19 protein-coding genes are annotated in these 23,040 nt (G+C 65.8%); 12 read left to right on the forward strand and 7 right to left on the reverse strand.

All coding sequences use genetic code 11. The features are described 5' to 3' along the window. Positions 1 to 167: 167 nt before the first annotated feature. Positions 168 to 455 carry a hypothetical protein gene (locus E5673_RS11415; protein WP_136190095.1) on the reverse strand — a complete coding sequence of 96 codons (288 nt, stop codon included), beginning with the start codon at positions 453 to 455 and terminating at the stop codon, positions 168 to 170. A gap of 381 nt (positions 456 to 836) precedes the next feature. Here E5673_RS11415 and E5673_RS11420 point away from each other — a divergent pair, with 381 nt between their 5' ends. Together E5673_RS11420 and E5673_RS11425 are read left to right on the forward strand one after the other, a co-directional pair. Beyond that, on the forward strand, positions 837 to 2,231 hold the full coding sequence (locus E5673_RS11420) for a DUF4139 domain-containing protein (RefSeq protein ID WP_136191474.1): 1,395 nt from the start codon (positions 837 to 839) through the stop codon (positions 2,229 to 2,231). Further along, positions 2,231 to 3,790: a hypothetical protein gene (locus E5673_RS11425; RefSeq protein WP_136190096.1), complete on the forward strand. Its 1,560-nt coding sequence runs from the start codon at positions 2,231 to 2,233 to the stop codon at positions 3,788 to 3,790. Before E5673_RS11420 ends, E5673_RS11425 begins: the two co-directional genes overlap by 1 nt. Before the next feature lie 77 nt (positions 3,791 to 3,867). Here the strand turns inward: E5673_RS11425 and E5673_RS11430 are convergent, their stop codons facing one another. The 4 genes from E5673_RS11430 to E5673_RS11445 all read right to left on the reverse strand — a co-directional run bounded on the left by E5673_RS11430 (position 3,868) and on the right by E5673_RS11445 (position 7,857). Continuing rightward, the gene (locus E5673_RS11430; RefSeq protein WP_136190097.1) at positions 3,868 to 4,761 is read right to left on the reverse strand and encodes an NAD(+)/NADH kinase; all 894 of its coding nucleotides are present in this window, start codon (positions 4,759 to 4,761) and stop codon (positions 3,868 to 3,870) included. After that, complete coding sequence (locus E5673_RS11435) at positions 4,761 to 5,750, reverse strand: SPFH domain-containing protein (protein ID WP_136190098.1); 990 nt, start codon at positions 5,748 to 5,750, stop codon at positions 4,761 to 4,763. Before E5673_RS11435 ends, E5673_RS11430 begins: the two co-directional genes overlap by 1 nt. A 5-nt stretch (positions 5,751 to 5,755) precedes the next feature. Next, a complete protein-coding gene (locus E5673_RS11440; RefSeq protein WP_136190099.1) occupies positions 5,756 to 6,484 on the reverse strand; it encodes an NUDIX domain-containing protein in 729 nt (242 codons plus the stop codon). A gap of 191 nt (positions 6,485 to 6,675) precedes the next feature. Beyond that, complete coding sequence (locus tag E5673_RS11445; RefSeq protein ID WP_136190100.1) at positions 6,676 to 7,857, reverse strand: alpha-hydroxy acid oxidase; 1,182 nt, start codon at positions 7,855 to 7,857, stop codon at positions 6,676 to 6,678. A 222-nt stretch (positions 7,858 to 8,079) separates the two neighbouring features. On the opposite strand from E5673_RS11445, the gene E5673_RS11450 reads away from it, so the two are divergent. From E5673_RS11450 to E5673_RS11495, 10 genes are all read left to right on the forward strand, one after another. Further along, on the forward strand, positions 8,080 to 8,547 hold the full coding sequence (locus tag E5673_RS11450; RefSeq protein ID WP_136190101.1) for an NUDIX domain-containing protein: 468 nt from the start codon (positions 8,080 to 8,082) through the stop codon (positions 8,545 to 8,547). A 132-nt stretch (positions 8,548 to 8,679) separates the two neighbouring features. Then, a complete protein-coding gene (locus tag E5673_RS11455; RefSeq protein ID WP_136190102.1) occupies positions 8,680 to 10,164 on the forward strand; it encodes a carboxylesterase family protein in 1,485 nt (494 codons plus the stop codon). Positions 10,165 to 10,173: 9 nt separating this feature from the next. Beyond that, positions 10,174 to 10,935: a glucose 1-dehydrogenase gene (locus E5673_RS11460; protein WP_136190103.1), complete on the forward strand. Its 762-nt coding sequence runs from the start codon at positions 10,174 to 10,176 to the stop codon at positions 10,933 to 10,935. A 129-nt stretch (positions 10,936 to 11,064) separates the two neighbouring features. Then, positions 11,065 to 13,224, forward strand: a complete 2,160-nt coding sequence (locus E5673_RS11465) for a TonB-dependent receptor (RefSeq protein WP_136190104.1) — start codon at positions 11,065 to 11,067, stop codon at positions 13,222 to 13,224. 1 nt (position 13,225) lies between these two features. After that, positions 13,226 to 14,629: an FAD-linked oxidase C-terminal domain-containing protein gene (locus tag E5673_RS11470; protein WP_136190105.1), complete on the forward strand. Its 1,404-nt coding sequence runs from the start codon at positions 13,226 to 13,228 to the stop codon at positions 14,627 to 14,629. Between the two features lie 48 nt (positions 14,630 to 14,677). Continuing rightward, positions 14,678 to 15,616, forward strand: coding sequence for an alpha/beta hydrolase (locus E5673_RS11475; protein ID WP_247599354.1), 939 nt, complete (start codon positions 14,678 to 14,680; stop codon positions 15,614 to 15,616). Between the two features lie 9 nt (positions 15,617 to 15,625). Continuing rightward, positions 15,626 to 16,930, forward strand: coding sequence for an MFS transporter (locus E5673_RS11480; protein ID WP_136190107.1), 1,305 nt, complete (start codon positions 15,626 to 15,628; stop codon positions 16,928 to 16,930). 96 nt (positions 16,931 to 17,026) lie between these two features. Continuing rightward, positions 17,027 to 17,779, forward strand: coding sequence for an AraC family transcriptional regulator (locus E5673_RS11485; RefSeq protein WP_136190108.1), 753 nt, complete (start codon positions 17,027 to 17,029; stop codon positions 17,777 to 17,779). Then, positions 17,776 to 18,486 carry a FadR/GntR family transcriptional regulator gene (locus tag E5673_RS11490; protein WP_136190109.1) on the forward strand — a complete coding sequence of 237 codons (711 nt, stop codon included), beginning with the start codon at positions 17,776 to 17,778 and terminating at the stop codon, positions 18,484 to 18,486. The genes E5673_RS11485 and E5673_RS11490 overlap by 4 nt, the downstream gene beginning before the upstream one ends. A 403-nt stretch (positions 18,487 to 18,889) precedes the next feature. Next, positions 18,890 to 19,639: a serine hydrolase gene (locus tag E5673_RS11495; RefSeq protein WP_235517993.1), complete on the forward strand. Its 750-nt coding sequence runs from the start codon at positions 18,890 to 18,892 to the stop codon at positions 19,637 to 19,639. Positions 19,640 to 19,714: 75 nt separating this feature from the next. Here the strand turns inward: E5673_RS11495 and E5673_RS11500 are convergent, their stop codons facing one another. Next, on the reverse strand, positions 19,715 to 21,058 hold the full coding sequence (locus E5673_RS11500) for an MFS transporter (RefSeq protein WP_247599355.1): 1,344 nt from the start codon (positions 21,056 to 21,058) through the stop codon (positions 19,715 to 19,717). 178 nt (positions 21,059 to 21,236) lie between these two features. Beyond that, positions 21,237 to 23,039, reverse strand: coding sequence for an alpha-amylase family glycosyl hydrolase (locus tag E5673_RS11505; protein ID WP_136190110.1), 1,803 nt, complete (start codon positions 23,037 to 23,039; stop codon positions 21,237 to 21,239). Position 23,040 lies beyond the last annotated feature (1 nt).

Consider the following 23,040-nt stretch of genomic DNA (forward strand, 5'->3'; position numbering starts at 1 on the left):
TGGCTAGCTGTCCGCAAAGTAAAGTCCATCGAAGTCTGCGGAAATTGGCGCTAAACTGCTCCGGGAATTACATATGTTGCTGTCATGGGAGGGGGAAGACGATGAGGCCTGGTCGGGGCGCCACCTCGTCAGTACGAGCCTTGTTGGCTTGATCAGATTTTCGATACCTAGTCTTGAACGAAAACCGCCAGATTGAACGTCGGGTCCGCTATCCGCCAGGGGCCGCAATCAGACCATTGGGATCGATGCCGTCGATAGGTCGATAAAGTTTCCCATCCCAAGGTCGGATACAGCGCCCGGCCATCCGCTGTTGCGATGAATAGTTCGGGCAGGTTCGGATCGTGACGCGTCTCGCGCAGGGCGGTCGTCAGCGCCCGGCCAAGCCCTTTCCGGCGGCGGTCGAGAGCTGTCAGGATTCGGTCGTAAACAAACGCTTCCGCGGTGTCGGTCGCCAATCCGCTTGTCGGGACTATCCCACTTTCGCAACGACGCACCGTCGTCATGAAGTCCCCGGCAAGGTCCCCGTGCCACATTCCGGGGAGCGCTGATCGCAGAGCGTCGGGCGGGCTGCAGACCTGGAGCAGAGGCCTGGGCGGCTAACCCCTTGAGCCAGTTCGACGAGGCCCGGCGCAATTCGAGATTCCGTACGTTCTGTTCAGCGCCATCGGGAGTCGATTGGGCTTCTGCTTGATCACGGATCGACCAACGAGCCCACGCCTCGCCAGCGCTTAGCGGGGGGCATTGTCGCATTGCCCTTCCGATCCGACCGCGTCATTGTCGCGCGCTCAGGGGAGAATGGTGTGCGCGACAACATCTGGCGAGCGTATGGGCTGGCAATGCTGCTCGGATCGACGGCGGCGAGCGCCCAACAACTGCCGCCCCCCGCCGACTCGCCGACCGCAGGTAGCGCGCAGGGGGACGTGTCGGTCACCATCTACAATAACGACGTCGCGCTGGTGCAGGACGTGCGGTCGCTGGCCCTGGCAGACGGGCGGGTGCGGCAGAGCTTTCCCGACGTGAGCGCGTCGATCCGGCCGGAGACGGTATCGCTGACGGTGCCCGATGCCGCGATCGTCGAGCAGAACTTTGACTATGATCTGCTCAGCCCGTCGAGCCTGATGGAGAAAGCGGTAGGCGAGACGATCACGCTGGTGCGCACCAACCCCGCTACCGGCGCCGAGACCCGCGACCGTGCGAAAGTGTTGGCGGTCAATGGCGGCGTCGTGATCGAGGTGAACGGTCATGTCGAGGTGTTGCGCGACGACGGACTGCCCGTGCGCGCGATCTTCGACCGGGTGCCCGATGCGTTGCGAGCACGTCCGACATTGTCGGTGACGCTGGCCAGCACGCGTGCGGGATCGCGGCCGGCCACGCTGTCCTACCTGAGCCGCGGGCTAGGCTGGAGTGCCGACTATGTCGCTTTGTTCGACGACAAGAGCGGGACAGTGGACGTTCAAGGCTGGGTGACGTTGAAGAACACCAGCGGCACGACGTTCGGCAACGCCAGAACGTTGCTGGTCGCTGGCGAGGTCGGCAGCACGGATGATGACGGGGACGGCAATTACACGCCGCGCCGCCGCCGCATGACGACAACTATGCCCGGAACCGAAAGCACCGCGCGCGGACAGATCGGCGACTTCTATCTGTACCCTTTGGCCGAGCGCACCACGATCGCCGACAAGCAGACCAAGCAGGTCAGTTTCCTCGACGCAAAGGGCGTTGCGGCAAGCGCGGGCTATCGTTTCGAGAATGGCTGGCTGGGCAGCTCCGACGAGCCACGAAGCGCGCAGTCGGTGCTCCGTTTCAGCAACTCGGGCGCGGCCGGCCTCGGCGACGCGCTGCCAGCGGGCGTGGTCCGGGTCTATGTCCGGGACGCGCGTGGCCAACCACAGTTTACGGGCGAGAACCGTATCGAGCATACTCCCCAAGGATCGACGATCGCGCTGCCAACAGGAGATGCCTTCGACGTGAAGGTGCGGCCGACCACCGTATCGCGTACGCGGCAGGGTGATAGCCGATGGCGTACGGCGATGCGGTATACGCTGACCAATGCGCGCGGCCGACCGGTGACGGTCGAACTCGTGCAGGGCGGTCTCGACGGGGGCGATGTGCGCGTCGTTGCGGATAGCGCCAAGGGTGAGCGTCGCGACGCCGGCAAGATGACGTGGCAAGTCCCGGTGCCGGCCAACGGCACCGCGACGGTGACTGTGACCTTCGACACCCGCTACTGATGCGGCTTTGGCTGCTCCTCGCGCTGTTGACGGGCGTGTTGTTGTCGGGAGGGGCGGAAGCGAAGACCCGCACGGCCATCGTTACGTCGTCCGCGCCCGATCACGTCGCGTTGACGGTATACCGCTCGCCTTACGGCAAGGGCGCGATGAACCTGCGGTATCTCGGTGGCTTCGCCCTGGTGACGGAGACCCGGCGCGTACGATTGCCGCGGGGATCCGCAGTGATCCGGTTCGAGGGCGTGGCGGAGGGGATCGTCCCTGTCAGCGCGATTGTCGACGGCCTACCTGGCGGCACGATCGAAAAGAACCGCGACGCCCGCCTGCTGTCGCCCGCCTCTCTGGTCGATGGTACGCTCGGTCGCGAGGTGACGCTGATCCGCACCGACAAGGCGAGCGGAAGGTTGGTGAGCGAACCCGCGACGATCGTTGCGGGCCCGACACCGGGGGTTATCCTGCGCACGACTGCCGGGATCGAGGCGTTGCGCTGTTCGGGTCTGGCCGAGCGGTTGAACTTCGCGCGGGTGCCTACGAGCCTATCGAGCAAGCCGGTGCTGAGCGTAACGACGACTAGCCCGACGGCGCGCACGGTCACGGTGCGACTCTCCTATCTGTCCTCGGGCTTCGACTGGCGCGCGAGCTACGTCACGTCGCTTGCCGCCGACGGTCGCACGGTCGACCTGTTCGCTTGGCTGACTCTCGCCAACGGTAATCCGGAGATCTTCGCGAACGCGGACGTTCAGGCTGTCGCAGGCCGGCTCAACCGCGTCGCGGTTCCGGCGATCCCTGCGACGGCTGGTGCGCTGCGATTGGTCTGCTACCCGCTCGGCACCACGACCTCCGACCTACGGCAAAAGCAATTCGAGCTGCCCGAAGAGATCGTGGTAACCGGATCGCGAGTCATGGAGTTCGCGCTATCTGCGCCGGTTCCGGCACCGCCACCACCACCACCGCCGCCACCACCGCCACCCGAGGACCTGGGTGACCTCAAGCTGTACCGCGTGCCGATGCCGACCACCGTCGCGGCCCGGGGGCAGAAGCAGGTTGCCCTGATCGTTCAGAAGGCGGTGCCGGTCGAACGGCGCTACCGGCGCGCCGTGTATCCCGGGCAACAACTCGACGGTGTGCCGACGTCGATCGTGCTGGTGCTGAAGAACGATAAACAGCACAGCTTGGGCGTGCCGCTGCCCGCCGGCAGCACTGCGCTCTACGCGGAGCAGACAGGGGGGCGATTGCTCCTGGGTTTGGGGACGATCGGCGACCGCACTATTGGTGAAACGGTTCGTCTGGCCGCCGGCGTGAGTAGCCGTGTGACGCTAACCCAGGCAGTCGCCGTGCTGAGCCCGCCGGGGGCGCTCGCATCAGGAACCGCGGGTTCGCACGAGGCCGTCGTGACGGCGAGCAACGGCAACTTGTTTCCCGTGATGCTAGACGTGGCGATTGGCGCCGCGGGCCAGGCGATCGAAGCCGACGGCGAGGAGGTTCGTCGTATCGACGGAACTTCTACTTGGTCGCCGCTGCTGCCACCGGGTGGCAAGGCCGTGTTGCGTTACCGCTACTGACGTCTCGAGCTGACCAGCACAAAGGTCGTTGTCTCGGGCAGCCGTGCTTGCCTTGAGCGAACACTGTGCCGAACGACTCAACCGGTAATGAGATGAAGGGTGCGGGTGGCGGGGGCGATGGTGACGCCGCGGCCCCAGTCGAACGCGAAGAAGTCCTGTTCGACACCGTCCGCGAAGATCACCCCGCCGTCGTTCATCCGCGACGTGACCGCGAGCGGCATCCCTGAGAGCTTGCCGGCACGAAGCGAGGTCGCGGTAGCCACGCTGGGGAAGGGTTCGCGTACGAAGAAGCCGACCGCGCGCTCCTGCGGATCGAGCGGGAGGGCGGCATGCGTCGCCTCCATGATCGAGCGTGCCCAGCCCGTCGCGCCGGTCCCCGACGCAACGATCAGCCCACTTGACGAGTGGTCCTCGGCCTGGTCGCCGCAGGTGATCCGGTAGCGCGCCGACTGGTGGCTGCGATGACCGACGAACACCTCGTTCAGCGCCAGCAGCCTTTCACCGGTATCCAGCCGCGCCTCGACCATCGTCCGCTGCTCGGCCGGCGCCGCACCCGCGACGCTCGCCGGCAGCAACGCAGACAGGCGCGCGAGCGGCACGCGCACCAGGACGCCGTCGTACAGATCGGGAGCGGGGTTAAGCCCGAGCACGGGTTGCCCATCAAGATACTTCGCGACGTTGGCGACCAGCCCGTCCTGCCCGACGGCGACGATCACGTCCTCGGGGCCGAACAGGAATCGATCGAGGTCGGCACGAGCGACGCTCGCTTGGCGCCAGTCGTCGGGAACGAGCGAGCGCGCTTCGTGCAGCGTGGCGTGGAACCGGCGGTGCCGATCCTCGATCACGTCGATGTCCTGGCCCCGCGTATCGAGAAAGAACTTCGCCTGTCCGCGCGTGGCGTGCCGCGCGAGCAGGAGGTCATAGTCGGTCTCCCGGGTGACGAAGACCGCGCGCGGGGCGTTGGTCGCCATCAGCGGGGCAGCGCAGTGTGCGCTGTCGGGGCATTACGAAACCCGTCCAGCACGGTCGCGAGCAGGTCGGGCGTGATGTTCAGATGCTCGATCGTATCCAGCTTGCCAGCCAGCTCACGCGCCGCGAGCCCGAGCATCACCCCGGGCGGCAGGTCGCGGTAGATCGTCATCCGCGCCTGCTCCGCTTCCGCCTTGGCGCTCTCGACCGTGCGGATGCGCTCGGCCTCCGCCCCAGCCTCGACCTGCTGTGCCTCGGCCAAGCCGGTCGCGCGGTTGCGTGCGTTCTCCGCCTCCTGCGTGATAAGCAGCATCTCGCGGCGTGCGAGTTCGGTACGGTTTGCGAGTTCGTTCTCGGCGATCGCGCGTTCCTTCTCGACCGCGAGCGCGCGGCGTTCGAACGTCGCCTGGTCCGCTTTCTGCTGGAGCGCCTCGAAGGTCGGGGTCTGGAGCGCGCGTTCGAGTTCGCTCGATGGCGCGAGGTTGGTCAGGCGAACCGCGGTCACCGCGATGCCGATCTCGTTCAGCGCCGGATCGTTGGCGAGTGCAGCTTCGAGCTGGTGGCGCAGCGGCTCGGGACCGGCATCGAGCAGCGCCCGCACCGAGCCCTGCGCGAGATATTGCAGCGCCGCCTGGTTGACCAGCCCCGCGAGCCGGGTCTCGATCCGCTGGATCGGTTCGCTCTTATAGGCACCGGTAAGCAGGCCGAGGCTGAAGTCGACGCGCGAGGCGAGCAGTTCGGGATCGGCGACGTGCCAGGTCAGCGTGCCCTGGATCGCCACGCTCTGGAAATCCTGGCTGCGACCCTTCACGAATATCGCCATCTCGCGGTCGTCCATCGGCAGCTCGGCGATGCTCGCGGTCTCCGGACGGAACCAGAAGACCAGCCCGCGCCCGCTCTGCTTCACCTTGCCGCTGCGGTAGCGGATCACGTGGTTGCTGGCATCGCTGCGCAACTGCGCGAGGAAACCGAGGTTCTTGATCGAGGCCATGACGGTTACTCCTGTGTCGAATGGTGGCGGAAGAGTTCGGCGGGACGGAACGACGCACCGGTTTCGCGTTCGCCGGTCGCCACCAGCGTGTTCGTGGCGAGCATGCGGCGGCGAAAGGCGGGCTTGTTGAGCGATCGCCCGAGGATCGTCTCGTGGACGTCCTGCAGCGCCCTCAGCGTGAAGCGTTCGGGGAGAAGCGCGAAGGCGACGTCCGAATAATCGAGCTTGCCGCGCAGTCGCAGCATCGCCAGCCCGAGCATGTCGGCATGGTCGAACGCCAATGGCAGCGCGTCTCCGTCCTGCGATCGTGCCTCGACCGGACCCCCGGTCTCGCCGGACCAGGGGACGACGAGTTCGGCCAATGTAAGGTCGGGCGCCGCCTTCAGCGCGGCTGCGAAGCGGGCAGGGGGAAGCAGTGCGAAGTACGCGACGCTGATCACCCGGGTGCGCGGGTCGCGTTTGACAGCACCGAACGTGTAGAGCTGCTCGATATACGCGTCCGCCATCCGCACTTTTGTTTCGAGCACTCGGTGTGCCGCGGCATCGAGGCTCTCGTCGATGCCGACGAACCCACCAGGCAGTGACCACGCGCCGAGACAAGGATGCTCGGCACGCTGCATGAGCAACGCGGCGGGCCTGCCGTTAACGACGCTGGCCAGGATCAGATCGACCGCAACCGATGGGCGCTCGTACGGGTTTGGATCATATCCATCGAGAAACTCAGTCTCGTTCATATCGCACCCATATATCCTTCTGGCATATTACTAATATGCCAGAAGGATATATGTCAAGGATGGTCGTGCTAGGGGCCGATCACGGTTTAGACTGAGGCGAGAAGTTCAGCGTATGCCCTGGAAGGCTCCGTCCGATAGGTTGGCAGCCACAGACAATGCCTGGATCACGTCAGACGTGAGAACGATGACGATCAGGAGGTGCCGACGGATTTCGCCTGGGCGCGGTTCACCCGAACATGGCGGGGGGCCAGGGCCGCGATATCGTTCACGCCAGCCAGGGTCATCGTACGCTCGAACTCCTCCGTGAGCAGCGTCAATACGCGGTCGACCCCTGCCTCTCCGCCTGCCGCCAAGCCGTACAGGTAGGGGCGCCCGATCGAACAGGCGGTCGCTCCCAGTGCCAGCGCCTTCACGATGTCCGAGCCGCGCCTGATGCCGCCGTCGCAGATGACGTCCGGCGCATCGCCGACGGCGTTGCGTACCGCGGCGATCTGGTCGATCGGCGCAGGTGCGCCATCGAGCTGGCGACCGCCGTGATTGGAGACCATCACGCCGGTTGCGCCCGACGCGATCGACCGGCGCGCGTCCTCCGGCGTCATTACGCCCTTGATCGCGAGCGGGCCGTTCCATTCGCGGGCAAGCCATTCGACCTCGCGCCAACCGACCGAGCGATCGAACTGGCCGCCGATATAGTCGAACAGGCTCATTGGCCCCGATGCGAGCGCGTCGATCTTGTGGCTGACGTTCGCGAGATCGAATTTCGATCCTGTGAGCGCGGGCAGCGACCATGAGGGATGACGCGCAAAGCTCATGAGCGACTTGAGCGTCAGCTTTGGCGGCAATGACAGTCCGCTGCGCCGGTCTCTCTCGCGGTTGCCGGCGACGGGCGTATCGACGGTCAGCGCCAGCCCGTGGAAACCTGCGTCCCGGCAGCGCGCGACGAACTCCGCGGTCAGGCCGCGATCCTTGAAGATATAGATCTGGAAGACCTTCGGCCCGGCATATGCCTGGGCAAGGTCTTCCAGCCGCGTCGTTCCCATCGTCGACAGGCTGTAAAGGATGCCGTGTCGCGCGGCAGCGCGTGCCACGGCGAGTTCTGCATGGCCGTGGAACATGCGGGTAAGGCCGGTCGGCGCCAGCATCAGCGGCCAGCGCGATGGCTGTCCGAACAGCGTCGTCCCGGTCCGGATTGCCGAGACGTCGTTCAGGACGTCCGGCACCAGCTCGTAGTGCGAGAACGCATCGACGTTTCGGCGCAGCGATACCTCGTCGTCGGCGCCACCGTCGATATAGTCGAAGATCGGGCGCGGCAGTCGCTTGCGCGCCATCAGGCGCAGGTCGGCAACATTGTTCGCCCGTCGAAGTCGCGTCATCGGCCCTGCCACTTTCCATCGCCACTGATTGAAATCGGTGCGGATTGCTCCCGTGATCAGAATGACGGCGATGCGATTGTAATCTGCCTGCGGTCGGAGCGAGCTACAAAGGGCTTCGCTGTGCCCGTCCGCTGCTTGGCTGTGCCTCCTAACGACATCGCGCGTAAAACCAGGCTCTTGGGTATCTTGGGACGAGTCGATCACAAGCAGGGGAATAAGCGCGTGGGTGTACGTCATCGACTGATCGGCAAGGTGGCGCGGCTGGTCTGGCGGATCGCCAAGCCGCGCACGATCGGTGTTCGTGCGTTGTTGCTGGACCGGGACGGGCGGGTCGCGCTGGTACGGCACACCTATGTCGATCACTGGTATCTTCCGGGCGGCGGCGTGAAGAAGGGCGAGAGTATCGCCGCTGCGCTGATGCGCGAGCTTGCCGAGGAAGTGGCGATCGCCGACCCGGTGATCGAGCGGGTACTCGGCATCTATCACAGTCGCGGGGAGGGCAAGGACGACCATATCGTGATCTTCGTCGTGCGAACCGGGGCGAGCGGTGTTCTCGCCCGCGCCGACTTGCGGGAGATCGAACAGGCGGGCTGGTTCCCGCTGGGCGACCTGCCGGAGACAACATCGCCGGCGACCCGACGGCGCATCGCCGAATACCAGCAGGGCGCGACCGGGACCGGGGCCTGGTAACGCGGGCGCTCGTCGGCCCACCGGACTGCACGATAAAAGCAACGATGCGCATAACGTGAGTTCGCGACGTGCGTTGCCGGGCTGCTACCTTTGTCCTCCGACCGCGGCTGCGGATCGGGAGGAGAGAACATCGTGAGCCAACCCATCGTCTCGACCGCCGACGGTATCGTGCAGGGGAGTGCCGCAGGCGACGTGCGGCGGTTCCTCGGCGTGCCCTACGCCGCGGCGCCGGTGGGTGCGAACCGGTTCGCGCCGCCACAACCGGTCGTGCCGTGGCAAGGCGTGCGCGACGCGACGGTGGCCGGCCCCAATGCGCCGCAGCGGACCAAGGCGTTTCCCGGCCTCGATACCGTACCGCTGATCGGCGAGGGCTGGACGCCGGGCGACGAGTATCTGACGGCGAATATCTGGCGGCCCGATGACGACCGGACTGGCCTGCCGGTGATGGTGTTCATCCACGGCGGCGGCTTCGTGATCGGCAGCAAGGATGCGCCGGTGCAGGATGGCAGCACGTTCGCACGCGATGGCGTGGTCTGCGTCGCAATTAATTACCGGATGGGCGTGGACGGCTTCCTGCCGATCCCGGGTGTTTCGACCAACCTGGGCTTGCGCGACATGATCGCGGCGCTGACGTGGGTACGGGACGGGATACCCGCGTTCGGCGGCGATCCGGGCAACATCACGGTGTTTGGTGAGTCCGCGGGTGCCATGGCGATCGCCGACCTGATCGCCTCGCCGCTCGCCAGGGGATTGTTCCGGCGCGCGATCGTCCAGAGCGGGCATGGCGGGATGACGCGCTCGGTCCCGGTGATGCAGCGACTGGTGAAGAAGCTCGCGAAGATCCTGAAGATCACCCCGGACGCGACCGGCTTTAGCAGCGTGCCGTACGACGCATTGATCGACGCGGTCGAGGCGGTATCCGCACCGACCGCGCGGATCGATCTGCGCGACGAGGCGGGCCACGAACCGGTGTTCGGAATCAGCCGCTTCGTCCCGGTCCACGGCGACGACGTGCTGCCGGAGCGTCCGCTCGATGCGCTGGCGAACGACGCTGGCGCGGAGGTCGATCTGCTGATCGGCACCAATGCCGAGGAGATGAACCTGTATCTCGTCCCCACCGGTGTGCGCGACAAGATCGGGCGGTTGCTGGCGACCTATGTCCTCTACAAGTCGCAACCGCATGCGCGCAAGGTGCTGAAGGCCTACGGGATCGGCACGAAGGGCAGGAAGCCGGGACAGGCGCTGACCGACGCGATGAACGATCTCGTCTTTCGCTGGCCCGCGCGGCGATTTGCGGAAGCGCACAAGGGGCGCACGCACATGTACGAGTTCGACTGGCGTTCGCCGATGTTCGGCGGCGAGCTAGGCGCGTCGCACGGCATGGAGCTGCCGTTCGTGTTCGACGCCTTGGCCTGCGTGACCGGCGAGCAGGGTCTGTGCGGACCCAACCCGCCGCAGGATCTGGCCGAACGGATGCACGCGCTGTGGATCCGGTTCGCCACCGACGGCCGCCTGCCCTGGGGCGAATTCGATGCCGAAACGCGGCAGGTCTATTCGCTTGTCCGGCAGGAGGCGCGGCACGAGCCCGTCATGCCGGCCGCACCCTTCCTGCCCTGAGGACCGACGATGTATCTCGAACGACAGAAGCTGACCGGCCGCCGTGCGCTCGTGACGGGTGGCGCGGCGGGGATCGGCCTCGCCTGTGCCGAAGCGCTGGCGGAGATGGGCGCGCACGTGACGATCACCGACCGCGACGAGGCGGCGATTGCAGCCGGACAGGCAGCGCTCGCGGACAAGGGCTATGCGGTCGACGGCATAGCGATGGACGTGACCGACCCAGCACGCGTCACCACGGTCGCCGATCAGCGAGGGGCGATCGACATCCTCGTCAACAATGCCGGCATCGCGCGCAGTGAAACCCCAGCGGAAGACGTCGCCGACGAGCATTGGCTGAACGTACTCGACGTCAATCTCAACGGCACCTTCTGGTGCGCGCGCGCCTTTGGCCGGCACATGCTGGCGGCGGGGAAGGGTGCTATCGTCAATGTCGGGTCGATGAGCGGTTTCATCGTCAACCGACCGCAGCCGCAGAGCTATTACAACGCATCGAAGGCCGCAGTGCATCAGCTGACCAAGAGCCTCGCTGCCGAATGGGCGCCACGCGGCGTCCGCGTCAACGCGGTTGCGCCAACCTACATCAACACCGTTCTCAACAGCTTCGCGGATCGCGAGGGCGAAATGTACAAGCGCTGGATCGACGGCACGCCGCAGGGCCGTCTCGGCGAACCCGAAGAGGTCGCGTCGATCGTTGCGTTTCTGGCCTCGGATGCGGCAAGCCTGATGACAGGGAGCATCGTCCTCGCCGACGGCGGCTATAGTTGCTGGTAGCGCACCGATCGGCGAAGCACGCGAGCCGGACGGCATAGCACTGGACCTTTCATACAGGTGAGCTATCGGATAGCTCTAATCCTAGAAGTAGCCGGCGATGGATCGGCGCTCTACAGGGATGAGGATCCAATGCGCTTCAAGACATTGCTCGCCGCAGGATGCGCCGCCGCCGCCTTCACCACGGTACCGGCCTTCGCGCAGGACGCCGCCGATACGGCCAAGACTGCAACGCCCGTCAGCTCCGATGACATCGTCGTCACCGCCCGCCAGCGCCAGGAGTCGCTGAAGGATGTGCCGATTGCAGTCACCGCTATCACCGGCGATCGGCTGAAGGAGCTCCAGGTCAACACGGTGAAGGACGTCGCGTCCTACACGCCGGGCCTCAACATCAATTCGGACAGCGTGGGCCGCGCGTTCGTGTCGATCCGCGGCATCGGTACGACGCTGATCGACACGGTACAGCCGGGCGTCGGGATCTTCATCGACGGCGTCTATCAGCCGAACACGTCGTACCTCAACTCGCCGATCGTCGACGTCGCGCGGATCGAAGTGCTGCGCGGGCCGCAGGGGACGCTGTTCGGCAACAACACGCTGGGCGGCGCGATCAACGTCATCACACGCCAGCCGGGCAACGAATGGGAAGGGCGGTTCGACGCCGCGGTCGCCGGCACGGACAATTATGCGTCAGTCTCGGGCTCGGTCAGCGGGCCGATCGTGCGCGACCTGCTGCAGTTCCGGATCGGTGCGTCCTATCACGAGCAGGACGGCTTCATGCGCAACACGCTGACGATCGGCGACATGAATCCGCTGAAGCAGCAGAGCGTCGGCGGCACGCTGCGCTTCACGCCGGCCGACTGGGCGGTGTTCACGGTCAACGGCAATTACGACCAGACCGCAGGCGGCAGCACGTCGTATATTCATGTCGCCGGGCCGACTGATTACCGTCTCGACGGCGCGACCAACGTCCTGAACCGCGCGGTGATCGACTATTACGGTGCGAGCGTGAAGGGCGAGTTCGACGCCGCCTCGCTCAAGACCAAGATCACTGCGATCGGCGCCTACAACCAGAAGAATGTCGCCGGGATCAACGACGGCGATTTCGGCCCCGTCGACCTGCTCCGCACCCGCGGCGGTTCGACCTTGAAGACCAAGACTGCCGAACTGCGCTTCGATACGCAGTGGAGCGACGCGTTCTCGACATTGATCGGGCTGTACGGCAACCGCTACACGCAGACGAGCGACCAGCTGACGACGATCGATTTCCGTGCGCTGCTGGGGCCGACCTTCCCGGCGCCGGCCTCGACCACGCCGTCGTCGACCTATGTCCGCAACGACACCCGCGCGATCTTCGCCACCGCGTTCCTGAAAGTCGGCACGCTCGATCTCGCCGTAGGCGGCCGTTACGATCACCAGAAGCTGGTCGCGAGCCAGGTGAACGGCATCACGCCGTATACGGCGCCCGAGTACAAGAAGGACCAGTTCCAGCCGCGCGTCACGCTGACGCAGCACTGGACACCGGCGGTGATGAGCTACGCCTCGGTCGCCAAGGGTATCCGCGGCGGTGGCCAGAACGGTCCGGGTACGCGGCCGGAGAATGCGACCTACAAGGGCGACAATGTCTGGACCTACGAACTCGGCACCAAGTTCGACGCGTTCGACCGCCGCCTGACGATCAACGCCGACGTGTTCTACAACGACTACAAGGATTTCATCGGCCAGAACTCGCTCGCGCCCAACACCAGCGGGGGCTTCGTCGCGATCAACCTCAACACCGGCACCGTCGAAAGCTACGGCGCCGAAGTGGAGGCGCACCTGCGCGTGACGAACCAGTGGCGGATCGATGCCGGCGCGTCCTATCTCCATGCCCGCATCACCGACGACAGCCAGTATTTCGCGACCACCGGCGTCCACGTATCGAGCGACCGGATCATCTTCACGCCCGATTACAACTTCAACTTCAATACGACCTACATCGTGCCGGTCGGCGCCAATGCGGTGCTGCTCGACGCCGGGATCTTCGGCAAGGGCAGCCGCATCGGCTCCTCGCTCGACCCCAATGTCGCGCCGAAACTATCGGCCTATGCGATCACCAATGCGTCGCTCGGCTTTCGTTTCTCCAGCGGCCTGACCATCACGGCGTTCGGCACGAACCTGTTCAACACCAAGTTCATCGAGAGCTATATCGACAAGTCGGCGCTGGTTCGCGCCGGGCTCGCGCCGCTCGCGTCGAACCTCGCAATCCAGGGCGACCGCCGCCGCTACGGCGTGCGCGCGAGCTTCCGGTTCTAGGATGACCATGCACTTCGATCCCATAGAACGCGCACCGCTCGACGCCGCGTTCGTCGCGGCGCTCAAGCAGCGGTTCGGCGACGCGCTCCAGATGAGCGACGCGATGCGGCTCCACCACGGCAGCAGCGAGGCGCATTTCGCACCGATGCTGCCCGACGCGGTCGTCTTCGCGCGATCGACCGAGGAGGTGGTCGATCTCGTCAAGCTGTGTACTGCCGCCAAGGTGCCGATCGTGGCGTTCGGGGCTGGCACCTCGATCGAGGGCAACACGCTGGCGGTGCACGGCGGCGTCTCTGTCGACCTGTCCGAGATGACGCAGATCGTGTCGATCAACGCCGAGGATTTCGACTGCACGGTGCAGGCCGGGGTCCGCCGCGAACAGCTGAACGAGCATATCCGCGACCTGGGGCTGTTCTTCCCGATCGATCCCGGCGCCAATGCGACGATCGGCGGTATGGCGGCGACGCGGGCGAGCGGAACCAACGCGGTGCGCTACGGCACGATGCGCGAGGCGGTACTGAGTCTGCGCGTGGTGACGCCCGACGGCCGCGAGATCCGCACCAGCCGCCGCGCGCGCAAGTCGGCGGCGGGGTATGACCTGACGCGGCTGTTCGTCGGCTCCGAGGGGACGCTCGGCATCATCACCGAGGTCACGCTGCGGCTGCACGGCATTCCCGAGGCGATCTCGTCCGCGGTGTGCAGCTTCGACACGCTGAACGGCGCGGTCGATACGGTGGTGCAGGCGATCCAGATCGGCGTGCCGCTCGCGCGCGTCGAAATTCTCGACGACATGCAGATGAAGGCGGTCAACGCTTGGTCGAAGCTCGATTATCCCGAACTGACGACACTGTTCTTCGAATTCCACGGCTCGCCAAGCTATGTCAACGAACAGGCCGAGACGGTGCGCGAACTCGCGGCGGCGAACGGCGGAGGCGACTTCCGTTGGTCGAATCTGCCCGAGGAACGCTCGAAGCTGTGGAAGGCACGGCACGAGGCGTATTACGCGGCGGTCAATCTGCGTCCCGGCGCAGTGGGTTGGGCGACCGACGTGTGCGTGCCGATCAGCCGCCTGGCGGAGTGCATCGGCGAGACCAAGGCCGATTTGCAGGCGTCGTCGGTCCCAGCAACGATCCTGGGGCATGTCGGCGACGGCAATTTCCACGTCGTCTTCTCGATCGATCCGGAGTCCGAGGCGGAGCTCGCCGAGGTGTCGGCGATCAACGCAAGGATGGTCGAGCGGGCGCTGGCGATGGATGGCACCTGCACCGGCGAGCACGGCATCGGCATCGGCAAGCAGGACTGGCTGGTCGCGGAACTGGGCGATGCGGTCGATCTGATGCGGACTCTGAAGCATGCGCTGGACCCGCACAACCTGTTCAATCCCGGCAAGATCTTCGCGTTCTGAACGACGTTCCGATATCTAACGTGCGTCGTAACAAAGATCGTGGAGAGAATGATGGACAGCCTGCACCTGGTGGATCCGACGCTGCGCCCGTTGCTGGAGATGATGCCGCGGATATCGCTCACGGACGACATCCTGCCGGCGATGCGCGACCGGCCCTCGATGTTTCCCCCGGCCGACGAGTCGCTGGCGACGCTGGAGATCCATACGGTTCCAGGGCCTGCCGGAGCGCCCGATATCGATTTGCACGTCTTCCGTCCGGTGGGCGTCACTGGCCCGCTGCCCTGTATCTATCACATCCATGGCGGCGGCTATGTGATGGGCAAGGTCAGCGATTATGATCCGTTGGTCCGTCCGCTGATCGCCGACCTGCAATGCATCATGGTGTCGGTCGAGTATCGCCTCGCGCCCGAGACGAACTTTCCAGGTCCGATCGAGGATTGCTATGCCGGGCTCGCCTGGACGATCGCCCATGCCGAGGAACTCAGCATCGATCCGACCCGGCTCGGCGTGATGGGGCAGAGTGCGGGCGGCGGGTATGCTGCGGCGCTGGCGCTGATGGTGCGCGACCGTGGTGAGTATGCGCTCGCGTTCCAGCATCTGATCTACCCGATGCTCGACGATCGTACGTGCACCGCCGCGCCGCATCCGTACGCCGGCGAGTTCATCTGGACTGCTCAGAGCAATCGCTTCGGCTGGAGTTCGTTGCTTGGCCACGCGCCCGGTGGCGACGACGTTTCGCCCTACGCCGCGCCTGCGCGTGCCACCGACCTCGGCAACCTGCCGCGTACCTATATCGCGACCGGCGCGCTTGATCTCTTCGTCGACGAGGACATCGACTACGCGGCGCGGCTGATTCGCGCGGGCGTGCCGGTCGAGCTTCACGTCTATCCGGGCGGCTATCACGCCTTCGATGTCTTCGCCGACGGTCCGGTCTCGCAACAGGGGCGCCGCGACAGCCACGAGGCACTGCGCCGTGCGCTTGCATAAGGACCTCCCATGACCGATTTCGCCCGACCGATCGACGCGGCCTCACCGCCGTTCGCAAGGACGCTGATGCCGTTGCTCGCGCTCGCGCTGGCGATGGCGGTCGGCTTCACGATGATGGGCTCGTTCGGGACGGTGCAGGAGGGCGCGAAGGCCGAACTCCACCTCAGCGACTATACACTGAGCCTGATTCAGGGACTGTCGGCGGCACTGCCTCTCGCGGTGTTCTCGATCCCGATCGGTATCATGGTCGATCGCTACAACCGCGTGCGAATGATGATCGCGCTCGCGCTCGTGTGGACGCTGGGCACGGTGCTCACCGGCTTCGCGCAGGGCGTGCCGCTGCTGTTCGTTGCGCGCATGCTGACCGGGATCGGCACGACCGGCGCGTTGACCGCAGCGCTGTCATTGTGCGCCGACTTCTGCGTTCCGACGCAGCGGGGCAGGGCGATGCTGGTCGTCAACCTCGGCAAGTCGCTCGGCATTGCGCTCGCCTTGGGGTTGTCAGGCGCGCTGTTCGGCCTGTTCGCGCATGGCGGCGCGCCGGCATGGTTCGCAGGCATGATGCCGTGGCGCAGCGTCCATCTGGGCCTCGCTGTCATCAGCGTGTTTGCTATCCTGCCGCTGTTGCTGTTGCGCGAGCCGGCGCGACAGGAGGTTGCGGCGGGCACGCATGCGCCGTTCAAAATCGTGGCCGGCGAACTCTGGGCGCGGCGCGTGTTCCTGATTCCGTTGTTCATCGGCCAGATCAGCGTGGTGATGGCCGATGCCGCCGCGGGAATCTGGGTCTCGCCGGTCCTGTCACGCAATTTCCACCTGCAGCCCGACCAGTTCGCCGGCTGGATGGGCACGCTGCTCTTTGGCTCGGGCGTCGTGGGTGCGATCGTCGGTGGGCTGTCCGCCGACCGGGGACAGAAGAGCGGGCGGCGTGGTGGCCTGCTGATCGGTGCGATCGTCGCCGCGGCGGTCGGCGTGCCTGCCGCGCTGTTCCCGATCATGCCCTCGGTTCCGCTGTTCGGGGTCGCGGTCGGCCTGCTCGTGACGTGTGGCGCGGTGACGGGCGTGGTGACTTCGGTGGCGTTGACCGTGCTTATTCCCAATGAACTGCGCGGGCTGTGCATCGGCGCGTTCATCGCGATCGCCGGGCTGATCGGCTACGGTCTCGCACCGACGCTGGTCGCGGCGGCAAGCGGCATGCTGGGCGGCGAGGGGCATCTCGCGCAGGGTCTCGCGATCGTCGGCGTGGTGAGCAGCGCGATCTCCGTCATTGCCTTCACGATGGCGATGCGTCGCGCACCGGTATCGGCAACGGCCTGACCTGTAAGATAGCTCTTGCACGAGCTATCCGATAGCTGCATGATCAACCCAATCCCGGCAATCGGGAACAGGAGATCGGTGTTGGGCGAGGGTAGCATGCAGAAGGAACGGGTCACGGTGTCGCCTGAGATGGCGGCCTTCATCGGCGAGGGCCTGGTCGACCCAACGGCTGCTTCCGCCGACGCGGTGGTCCTCTGCTTCACGGTAGGCGAGGACGCGCCGGCGCAAGTCACCGTTACCACCGGCACGGTTCCGTCGGAGGAGCGCGCGATCCTCGTCCTCGCGGTCGAACGTGGCGCCTGCCTGCGGGTCTTCGATTACGCGCCCGACGCGAACATCGCGTGCCATCTGCCGAGCGAATTGCGGATGATGGTCGCCGCGATCCTCGATTGCACGCTGCCCGAACCCTGGCGCAGCACGCATCGTTCGGCAAAATGCATCGAGCTCCTGTCCAGCACGTTCCAGCGGATCGTCGAGGACGAGCTTGTCCCTCTCGCGGGTGCCGGGCAATTGTCCGCCCGCGACAGCCAGCGGATCGTCGCGGCAAAGCGGATGATCGACGAGCGCTGGGGTGAGAAGATGACGCTCGATTCGATCGCACGCGCCTGTGGACTGAACCGGGCAAAGCTCACGCGCGGGTTTCGCGATATGTTCGCCTGCACGGTCGCCGACGCGCTGCTCGACCGGCGGCTCGGGGCGGCGCGTCAGCTGCTGATTGCGACCGACCTGCCGGTATCGTCGATCGGATACCAGTGCGGCTATCTCAACAATGCCAGTTTCACGCGCGCCTTCTCACGCCAGTTCGGCACGACACCGTCCTCGCTGCGCGCACCGCGGCTCGCGGCATGAGCGCGGCGAGCCTGCGGCTGGTCGAGGGCGGCTCGCTCGTCGACCAGGCGGTCCACGCGGTCCGCACGCATATCCGCGCCAATGACATGAAAGTCGGCGATACGCTGCCGTCCGAAGGTCATTTCGCGACCGAACTGGGCGTCAGCCGGCCGGTGCTGCGCGAGGCGTTCGGCGCGCTGGCGGCGCTTCGGTTGATCGACGTCGGCAACGGCCGGCGCGCGCGCGTTGCCGCGATCGACGGATCGGTGATGGCGACGTCGCTTGATCACGCGGTGGCGACGGCGCAGATCTCGATGGTGCAGATCTGGGACGTGCGCCGCACTCTAGAACTCCGCACCGCCGAACTCGCCGCGATCGAGCGCACCGACGACGAGGCCCGGACGATCGTCGGCCTGGCCGAGGCGATGGAAGCGGCCGGTACCGATGTCGATGCGCTGACCCGCCACGATATCGCGTTTCACCAGGCGATCGCGCAGGCGGGGCGCAACATGCTGTTCCTGCAGATCGTCCGCTCGTTCGCACCGATGATGGTGCACGCGGTGCCTGCCGCCTGGGCAACGCGAACCACCGCACGGCAGCGTACCGCCGTGCTGGTGCACCATCATAACCTAGCGGGCGCGATCGCCGACCGTGACCCGAAAGCGGCGATCGCAGCAATGAGCACGCATTTCGTCGCGTCCATCGGCGATCTTTTCGCGCGTCTTTGAGTTGCGCCCAGCCGGCATCGCTTTCTCCAGGGCCGGTAACTTTTGAAGTTCAACCTTTGACATCGGCGGGGGCGCGCGGGCGTTGGCATCATCTACCGCATGGGACCTGGTCGCAGCGGCCTCTGCCATGTCAAAAGCGACGGGCGGAACGGGAAAATACCGGACATGGCTGGCGTCGCCCCCCGTCGCATGCCATTCGCCGTTGTTCGTTCCTCAGCGGCATGCAACATGATGCGTTGATGTTTTTCGGTCTAGCATCTCCACTACAACGACGGACGACATTCAAGGACGACTGATGCGCGCACCTCGGCTTTCCTGCCTGTTTCTATCGAGCATCGCCGCTAGCCTCCTCGTTGCGACACCGGCGACTGCAGACTCGATTGCGCCTACCGGGCTCGAACGCGTGTTGAGTTTGCTGGTCGCGGAACGCTCCGGTGACTACGGCATCGCAGCCCTGGACCTTCGCGATGGCTCGACCGCATCCGTTAGGGGGGACACGCCGTTTCCGATGGCGAGCACGGTCAAGATCGCGATTGCCGCCGCCTACCTTGCCGATGTCGATCAAGGTCGCCGTACCCTCGGCGATATGATTGTCGGTCGTCCCGCCGCGAAGGTCATGGAATTGATGATCGTCCATAGCGACAACCAGGCGACCGACCAGTTGCTTGCCGCTCTCGGGGGCCCCGTCGCGATCCAGCAGTGGCTGTCGTCGCACAGGATTACTGGCATCCGAATGGACCGGACTATCGCCCAGTTGCTGAGGGAGCGTGGCCACCTTGCCGACAGCAAGGATGTTGCCACGCCGATCGCCATGGTCACGCTGTTGAACAAGCTCGACAACGGCACCGTCCTGGCGGCTCAAAGTCGTCAATTCCTGCTCGAATTGATGAGCCGCTGCCAGACGGGTACGCGCCGTATTCGCGCCCTTCTTCCCGCGGGTACCAGGGTGGAGGACAAGACGGGTACGCTCGACGGTATCACCAATGACGTCGGGTTCATCACCATGCCCGACGGCCGCCGCGTCGCGATCGTGGTGTTCGCGCGAGGGGGGCGCGACCGCCAGCCGGTTATCGCCGAAGTCTCACGCGCGATTTACGACTATTTCGCCGATAGCGCCCGCAACGCGCTCGCTCTCTTCATGCAGATGCGGTAATCCAGGTTCAGTTTCCGGCCTGCTGCGAACTGTGGGCGGCACGGTTTTCGCCAAACCGCAAAGCATGTATCTGGCCTAGGCGGAGGTTTCAGAGGGCGACACCGATGGGCGCATCGTCACGCGGGTCGTCGCAATCGCGCCCAGGACCATCAGCGCGCCGCCGAGATACAGAATGTTGCGCGGTTCGCCGCCCATCAGCGAGTGGTAGAACAATGGTACGGTCAGGCTCTCGATGATCATCGGAATGACGATGAACATGTTGAAGATGCCCATGTAGACGCCGTTGCGCTCGGGCGGGATCATGTCGATCAGCATGATGTACGGATTGCCCATCATGCTCGCCCAGCCGATGCCGATCCCGAGCATCGCGACGAACAGCGCGGGCTCGGTGCGCAGGCCCGGGATCGCCAGCATCGCCACCCCCGACGCGAGCAGGCACGCGGCGTGCGCGCTCTTGGCGCCCCAGCGTCGGGCGAGCGGGACCAGCGCGATCGCCGCGACGAACGCGACGGCGTTGTAGAACGCGCCGAGCTGGCCGACGGTGAGCACGGTGTCGCGGAACGCCTCGCTCTTGGCGTCCGAGGTGCCGTGCAGCGAGCGTGCGACGGCGAAGGTGATGAACTGCCAATAGGCGAACATCGCGTACCATTGGCACAGCATCGCAATCGCCAGCTGTCGCATCGGCCGTGGCATCTCGACCAGCGCGGTCTTCAAGTCTCGCAGCGTGCCGCCGAGCGTCAGCGGTTCCTTCGCCAGCCGTGCCTTTTCCTCGGCCGGCAGCGGCAGTTCGGGGACGCGCACGACCGACCAGACGATCGTCGCGAGCGACAGCACCGCGCCGATCAGGAACGCGATGCGCGTGATGTCGGGGATGCCGTTGCCATCCACGGCGTCCTTGTTGAAGCCGATCCACACCAGCAGCGACGGCGCTAGATACGATAGCGTCTGCGCGAGGCCGGTGAATGCCGATTGCGTCAGGAAGCCGGCGGCGCGTTGGTCGTCGGGCAGGCGGTCGCCAACATAGGCGCGGTACGGCTCCATCGTCACGTTGTTGGCGGCATCGAGCACCCACAACAGGCTCGCCGCCACCCAAAGAGTCGGGCTGTACGGCATCGCCAGCAGGCACAGGCTGCACAGCACCGCGCCGACCACAAAATAGGGGGTGCGGCGGCCGATCCGAGTCGAGGTCCGGTCGCTCATCGCGCCGATCAGCGGCTGGATCAGCAGGCCGGTCATCGGCCCGGCGAGCCATAGCAGCGGCAGGCTCGCCTCGTCCGCGCCGAGATAGCCGTAGATCGGCGCCATGTTGGCCTGTTGCAGACCGAACGAGAATTGCAGCCCGAGGAACCCGAGGTTCATCTCGATCAGCCGCATCAGCGAGAGGCGGGGTTTGGTCATCAGGCCGAGGTTCATTGTCATGCCTCTTGTGCGAGATGGCCCAGCGTGGGCCGATCGATCCTCCCCCGCCAGGGGGAGGTGGCGCCGTAGGCGACGGAGGGGGAGGACACGGAACCTGCGTTTCGCATGCCCCCCCCTCCGTCTGGCAAGAGCCAGCCACCTCCCCCTTGCGGGGGAGGATTGTGCGTTCGCCGGATGTTCATGTCGCCGGGCCCGCCCATATGACGCCCCAGGGTTCGACGGTGAGGGTGGCACCGCAAGGCTGTTCGGACAACCGATCCTGCCAGCCCTCCAACCCATCGATCGAGACGGGCGTATCGGAGAAGTTCAGGAAGACGCGGTCGCTGCCGCAGCCGATCCCGAGTAGCGCGGCATGGCCCGTCGCGATGACGGTCGGCGAACCCGCGCCGCCGCTCGAAATTCGTGCCGTCCGCAGTGCCTCAAGATCCCCGCTGATCCGCCTCGCGACCGTGCCGTCGAGCGCCGTCCAGTCCATCTCGGGCCGGTGCAGCCAGCGGCCTTCATGCGCGCGCTCAGGGTCGTCCAGATAGCTCGCGTCGTTGAGCAGCCCCGCCTCGTCGCCCATGTACGTCGTCGCCAGACCACCACTCGCAATCGATAGCGCGTTGAGCAGTGCGATCCGCCGGAACGCCATTTCCCGCGCGTCATCGTCTGCCGCGGCTTCGAGACCGGCCAGCGACGCCATCGTCCCGTTCGAGCCGTGCAGCACCGAGCCGTCCGACTGGAACGGCGCGCCGCGTGCCCAGCTGCCGTCACCGCCTTCGAGGAACCGCGCCGCCACCTTGAGCCGCGCGACCGGATCGGGGTCGATCCCGGCAAGGTCGCCGATCACCGCGCCCCAGCCGATATCGTCGTGGCAGCGCGCATAGCTCAGCCAGTTGGCGCCGCGCGGCAGGCCGCCGCTTGCTTCGACGATCGCGTGGGGCAGGGTGGCGGACTGCTCGGCCAGCGCGACCCAGCCTGCGACCATCAGCGAATTGTTGTAGACGAGATGGCATTCGGGCTCGAACCCGCCATCCCAGTCCGCGCCCTCGTCGGCGCCGAAATACGGCGGCACAAGTGCGGTGGGGACGATCGCCTCGGCCTTCAGCAACGTCGCGGGTGCGACGATGTCCAGCGCGGCGCGGAGGGCGCGGACGATGAAATGCGCTTCCGGGCGGTTGCGGCAATCGGTGCCGATCTGCTTCCACAGGAACGCGATAGAATCGAGCCGGAACGCCTCGAAGCCGTGGTTCGCCAGCCTCAGCATCGTGTCGACGATCGCGAGCATGACCTCGGGATTGGACCAGTTCAGGTCCCATTGGAACGGATAGAAGGTCGTCCAGACCTGTCCCCCCATCGCCGGCACATGGGTGAAGTTACCCGGTGCGGTGGTCGGAAACACCTGCGGGAGGTCGTTCTCGTACGCCTGAGCCTCGTCCACGCTCAGCACGTGATAAAAGGCACGGTAATGCGGATCGCCCGCGAGCGCCGCCTTCGCCCAGGCGTGATCGTCCGCAGTGTGGTTGAGTGCAAGGTCGACGCACAAGCTGATCCGCCCCTCGCGGAGCCGCGCGGCGAGGCGCTCGACATCGGCCATCGTCCCCAGCCGGGGTTCGATCGCGAGATAGTCCGCGACCGCGAACCCGCCGTCGCTGTCGCCTTCACGGGCCTTCAACAGCGCGAGCAAATGGAGGTAGCGGACGCCGAGCGATTCGAGGTGGTCGACCTTGTCGGTCAACCCGCCGACGGTGCCCGCGAACCGATCGACATAGGTCGAATAGCCGAGCATGTCGGGCGCAACGAACCAGTCGGGATCGCTCAGCTGCGCTTCGTCGAGCGCGACCATCGCCGCTGGCCGTTCGGCCGCCCGGTCGCGGAGGATCGTTTCCATCCGCGGCCAGAGCTGCGCCAGCCGATCGGTGCCGTACAGGCGTTCGAGCTGGCGTTTGAGCAGGGGGGCGAGCGCGTCGAGACGGCGCTCGGTGGAGGAGAAAGTCACG

The sequence above is a fragment of the Sphingomonas sp. PAMC26645 genome (assembly GCF_004795835.1).
In the GTDB taxonomy this organism is placed as follows: domain Bacteria; phylum Pseudomonadota; class Alphaproteobacteria; order Sphingomonadales; family Sphingomonadaceae; genus Sphingomonas.

Bases quoted from the DNA above. Each gene is read 5' to 3' on its own strand.
- E5673_RS11470 (WP_136190105.1), top strand. From the start codon at position 13,226: ATGACCATGCACTTCGATCCCATAGAACGCGCACCGCTCGACGCCGCG.
- E5673_RS11430 (WP_136190097.1), bottom strand. From the start codon at position 4,761: ATGGCGACCAACGCCCCGCGCGCGGTCTTCGTCACCCGGGAGACCGAC.
- E5673_RS11460 (WP_136190103.1), top strand. From the start codon at position 10,174: ATGTATCTCGAACGACAGAAGCTGACCGGCCGCCGTGCGCTCGTGACG.
- E5673_RS11490 (WP_136190109.1), top strand. From the start codon at position 17,776: ATGAGCGCGGCGAGCCTGCGGCTGGTCGAGGGCGGCTCGCTCGTCGAC.
- E5673_RS11440 (WP_136190099.1), bottom strand. From the start codon at position 6,484: ATGAACGAGACTGAGTTTCTCGATGGATATGATCCAAACCCGTACGAG.
- E5673_RS11485 (WP_136190108.1), top strand. From the start codon at position 17,027: ATGCAGAAGGAACGGGTCACGGTGTCGCCTGAGATGGCGGCCTTCATC.
- E5673_RS11500 (WP_247599355.1), bottom strand. From the start codon at position 21,058: ATGACAATGAACCTCGGCCTGATGACCAAACCCCGCCTCTCGCTGATG.
- E5673_RS11480 (WP_136190107.1), top strand. From the start codon at position 15,626: ATGACCGATTTCGCCCGACCGATCGACGCGGCCTCACCGCCGTTCGCA.
- E5673_RS11420 (WP_136191474.1), top strand. From the start codon at position 837: ATGCTGCTCGGATCGACGGCGGCGAGCGCCCAACAACTGCCGCCCCCC.
- E5673_RS11475 (WP_247599354.1), top strand. From the start codon at position 14,678: ATGATGGACAGCCTGCACCTGGTGGATCCGACGCTGCGCCCGTTGCTG.
- E5673_RS11465 (WP_136190104.1), top strand. From the start codon at position 11,065: ATGCGCTTCAAGACATTGCTCGCCGCAGGATGCGCCGCCGCCGCCTTC.
- E5673_RS11435 (WP_136190098.1), bottom strand. From the start codon at position 5,750: ATGGCCTCGATCAAGAACCTCGGTTTCCTCGCGCAGTTGCGCAGCGAT.
- E5673_RS11445 (WP_136190100.1), bottom strand. From the start codon at position 7,857: ATGACGCGACTTCGACGGGCGAACAATGTTGCCGACCTGCGCCTGATG.
- E5673_RS11425 (WP_136190096.1), top strand. From the start codon at position 2,231: ATGCGGCTTTGGCTGCTCCTCGCGCTGTTGACGGGCGTGTTGTTGTCG.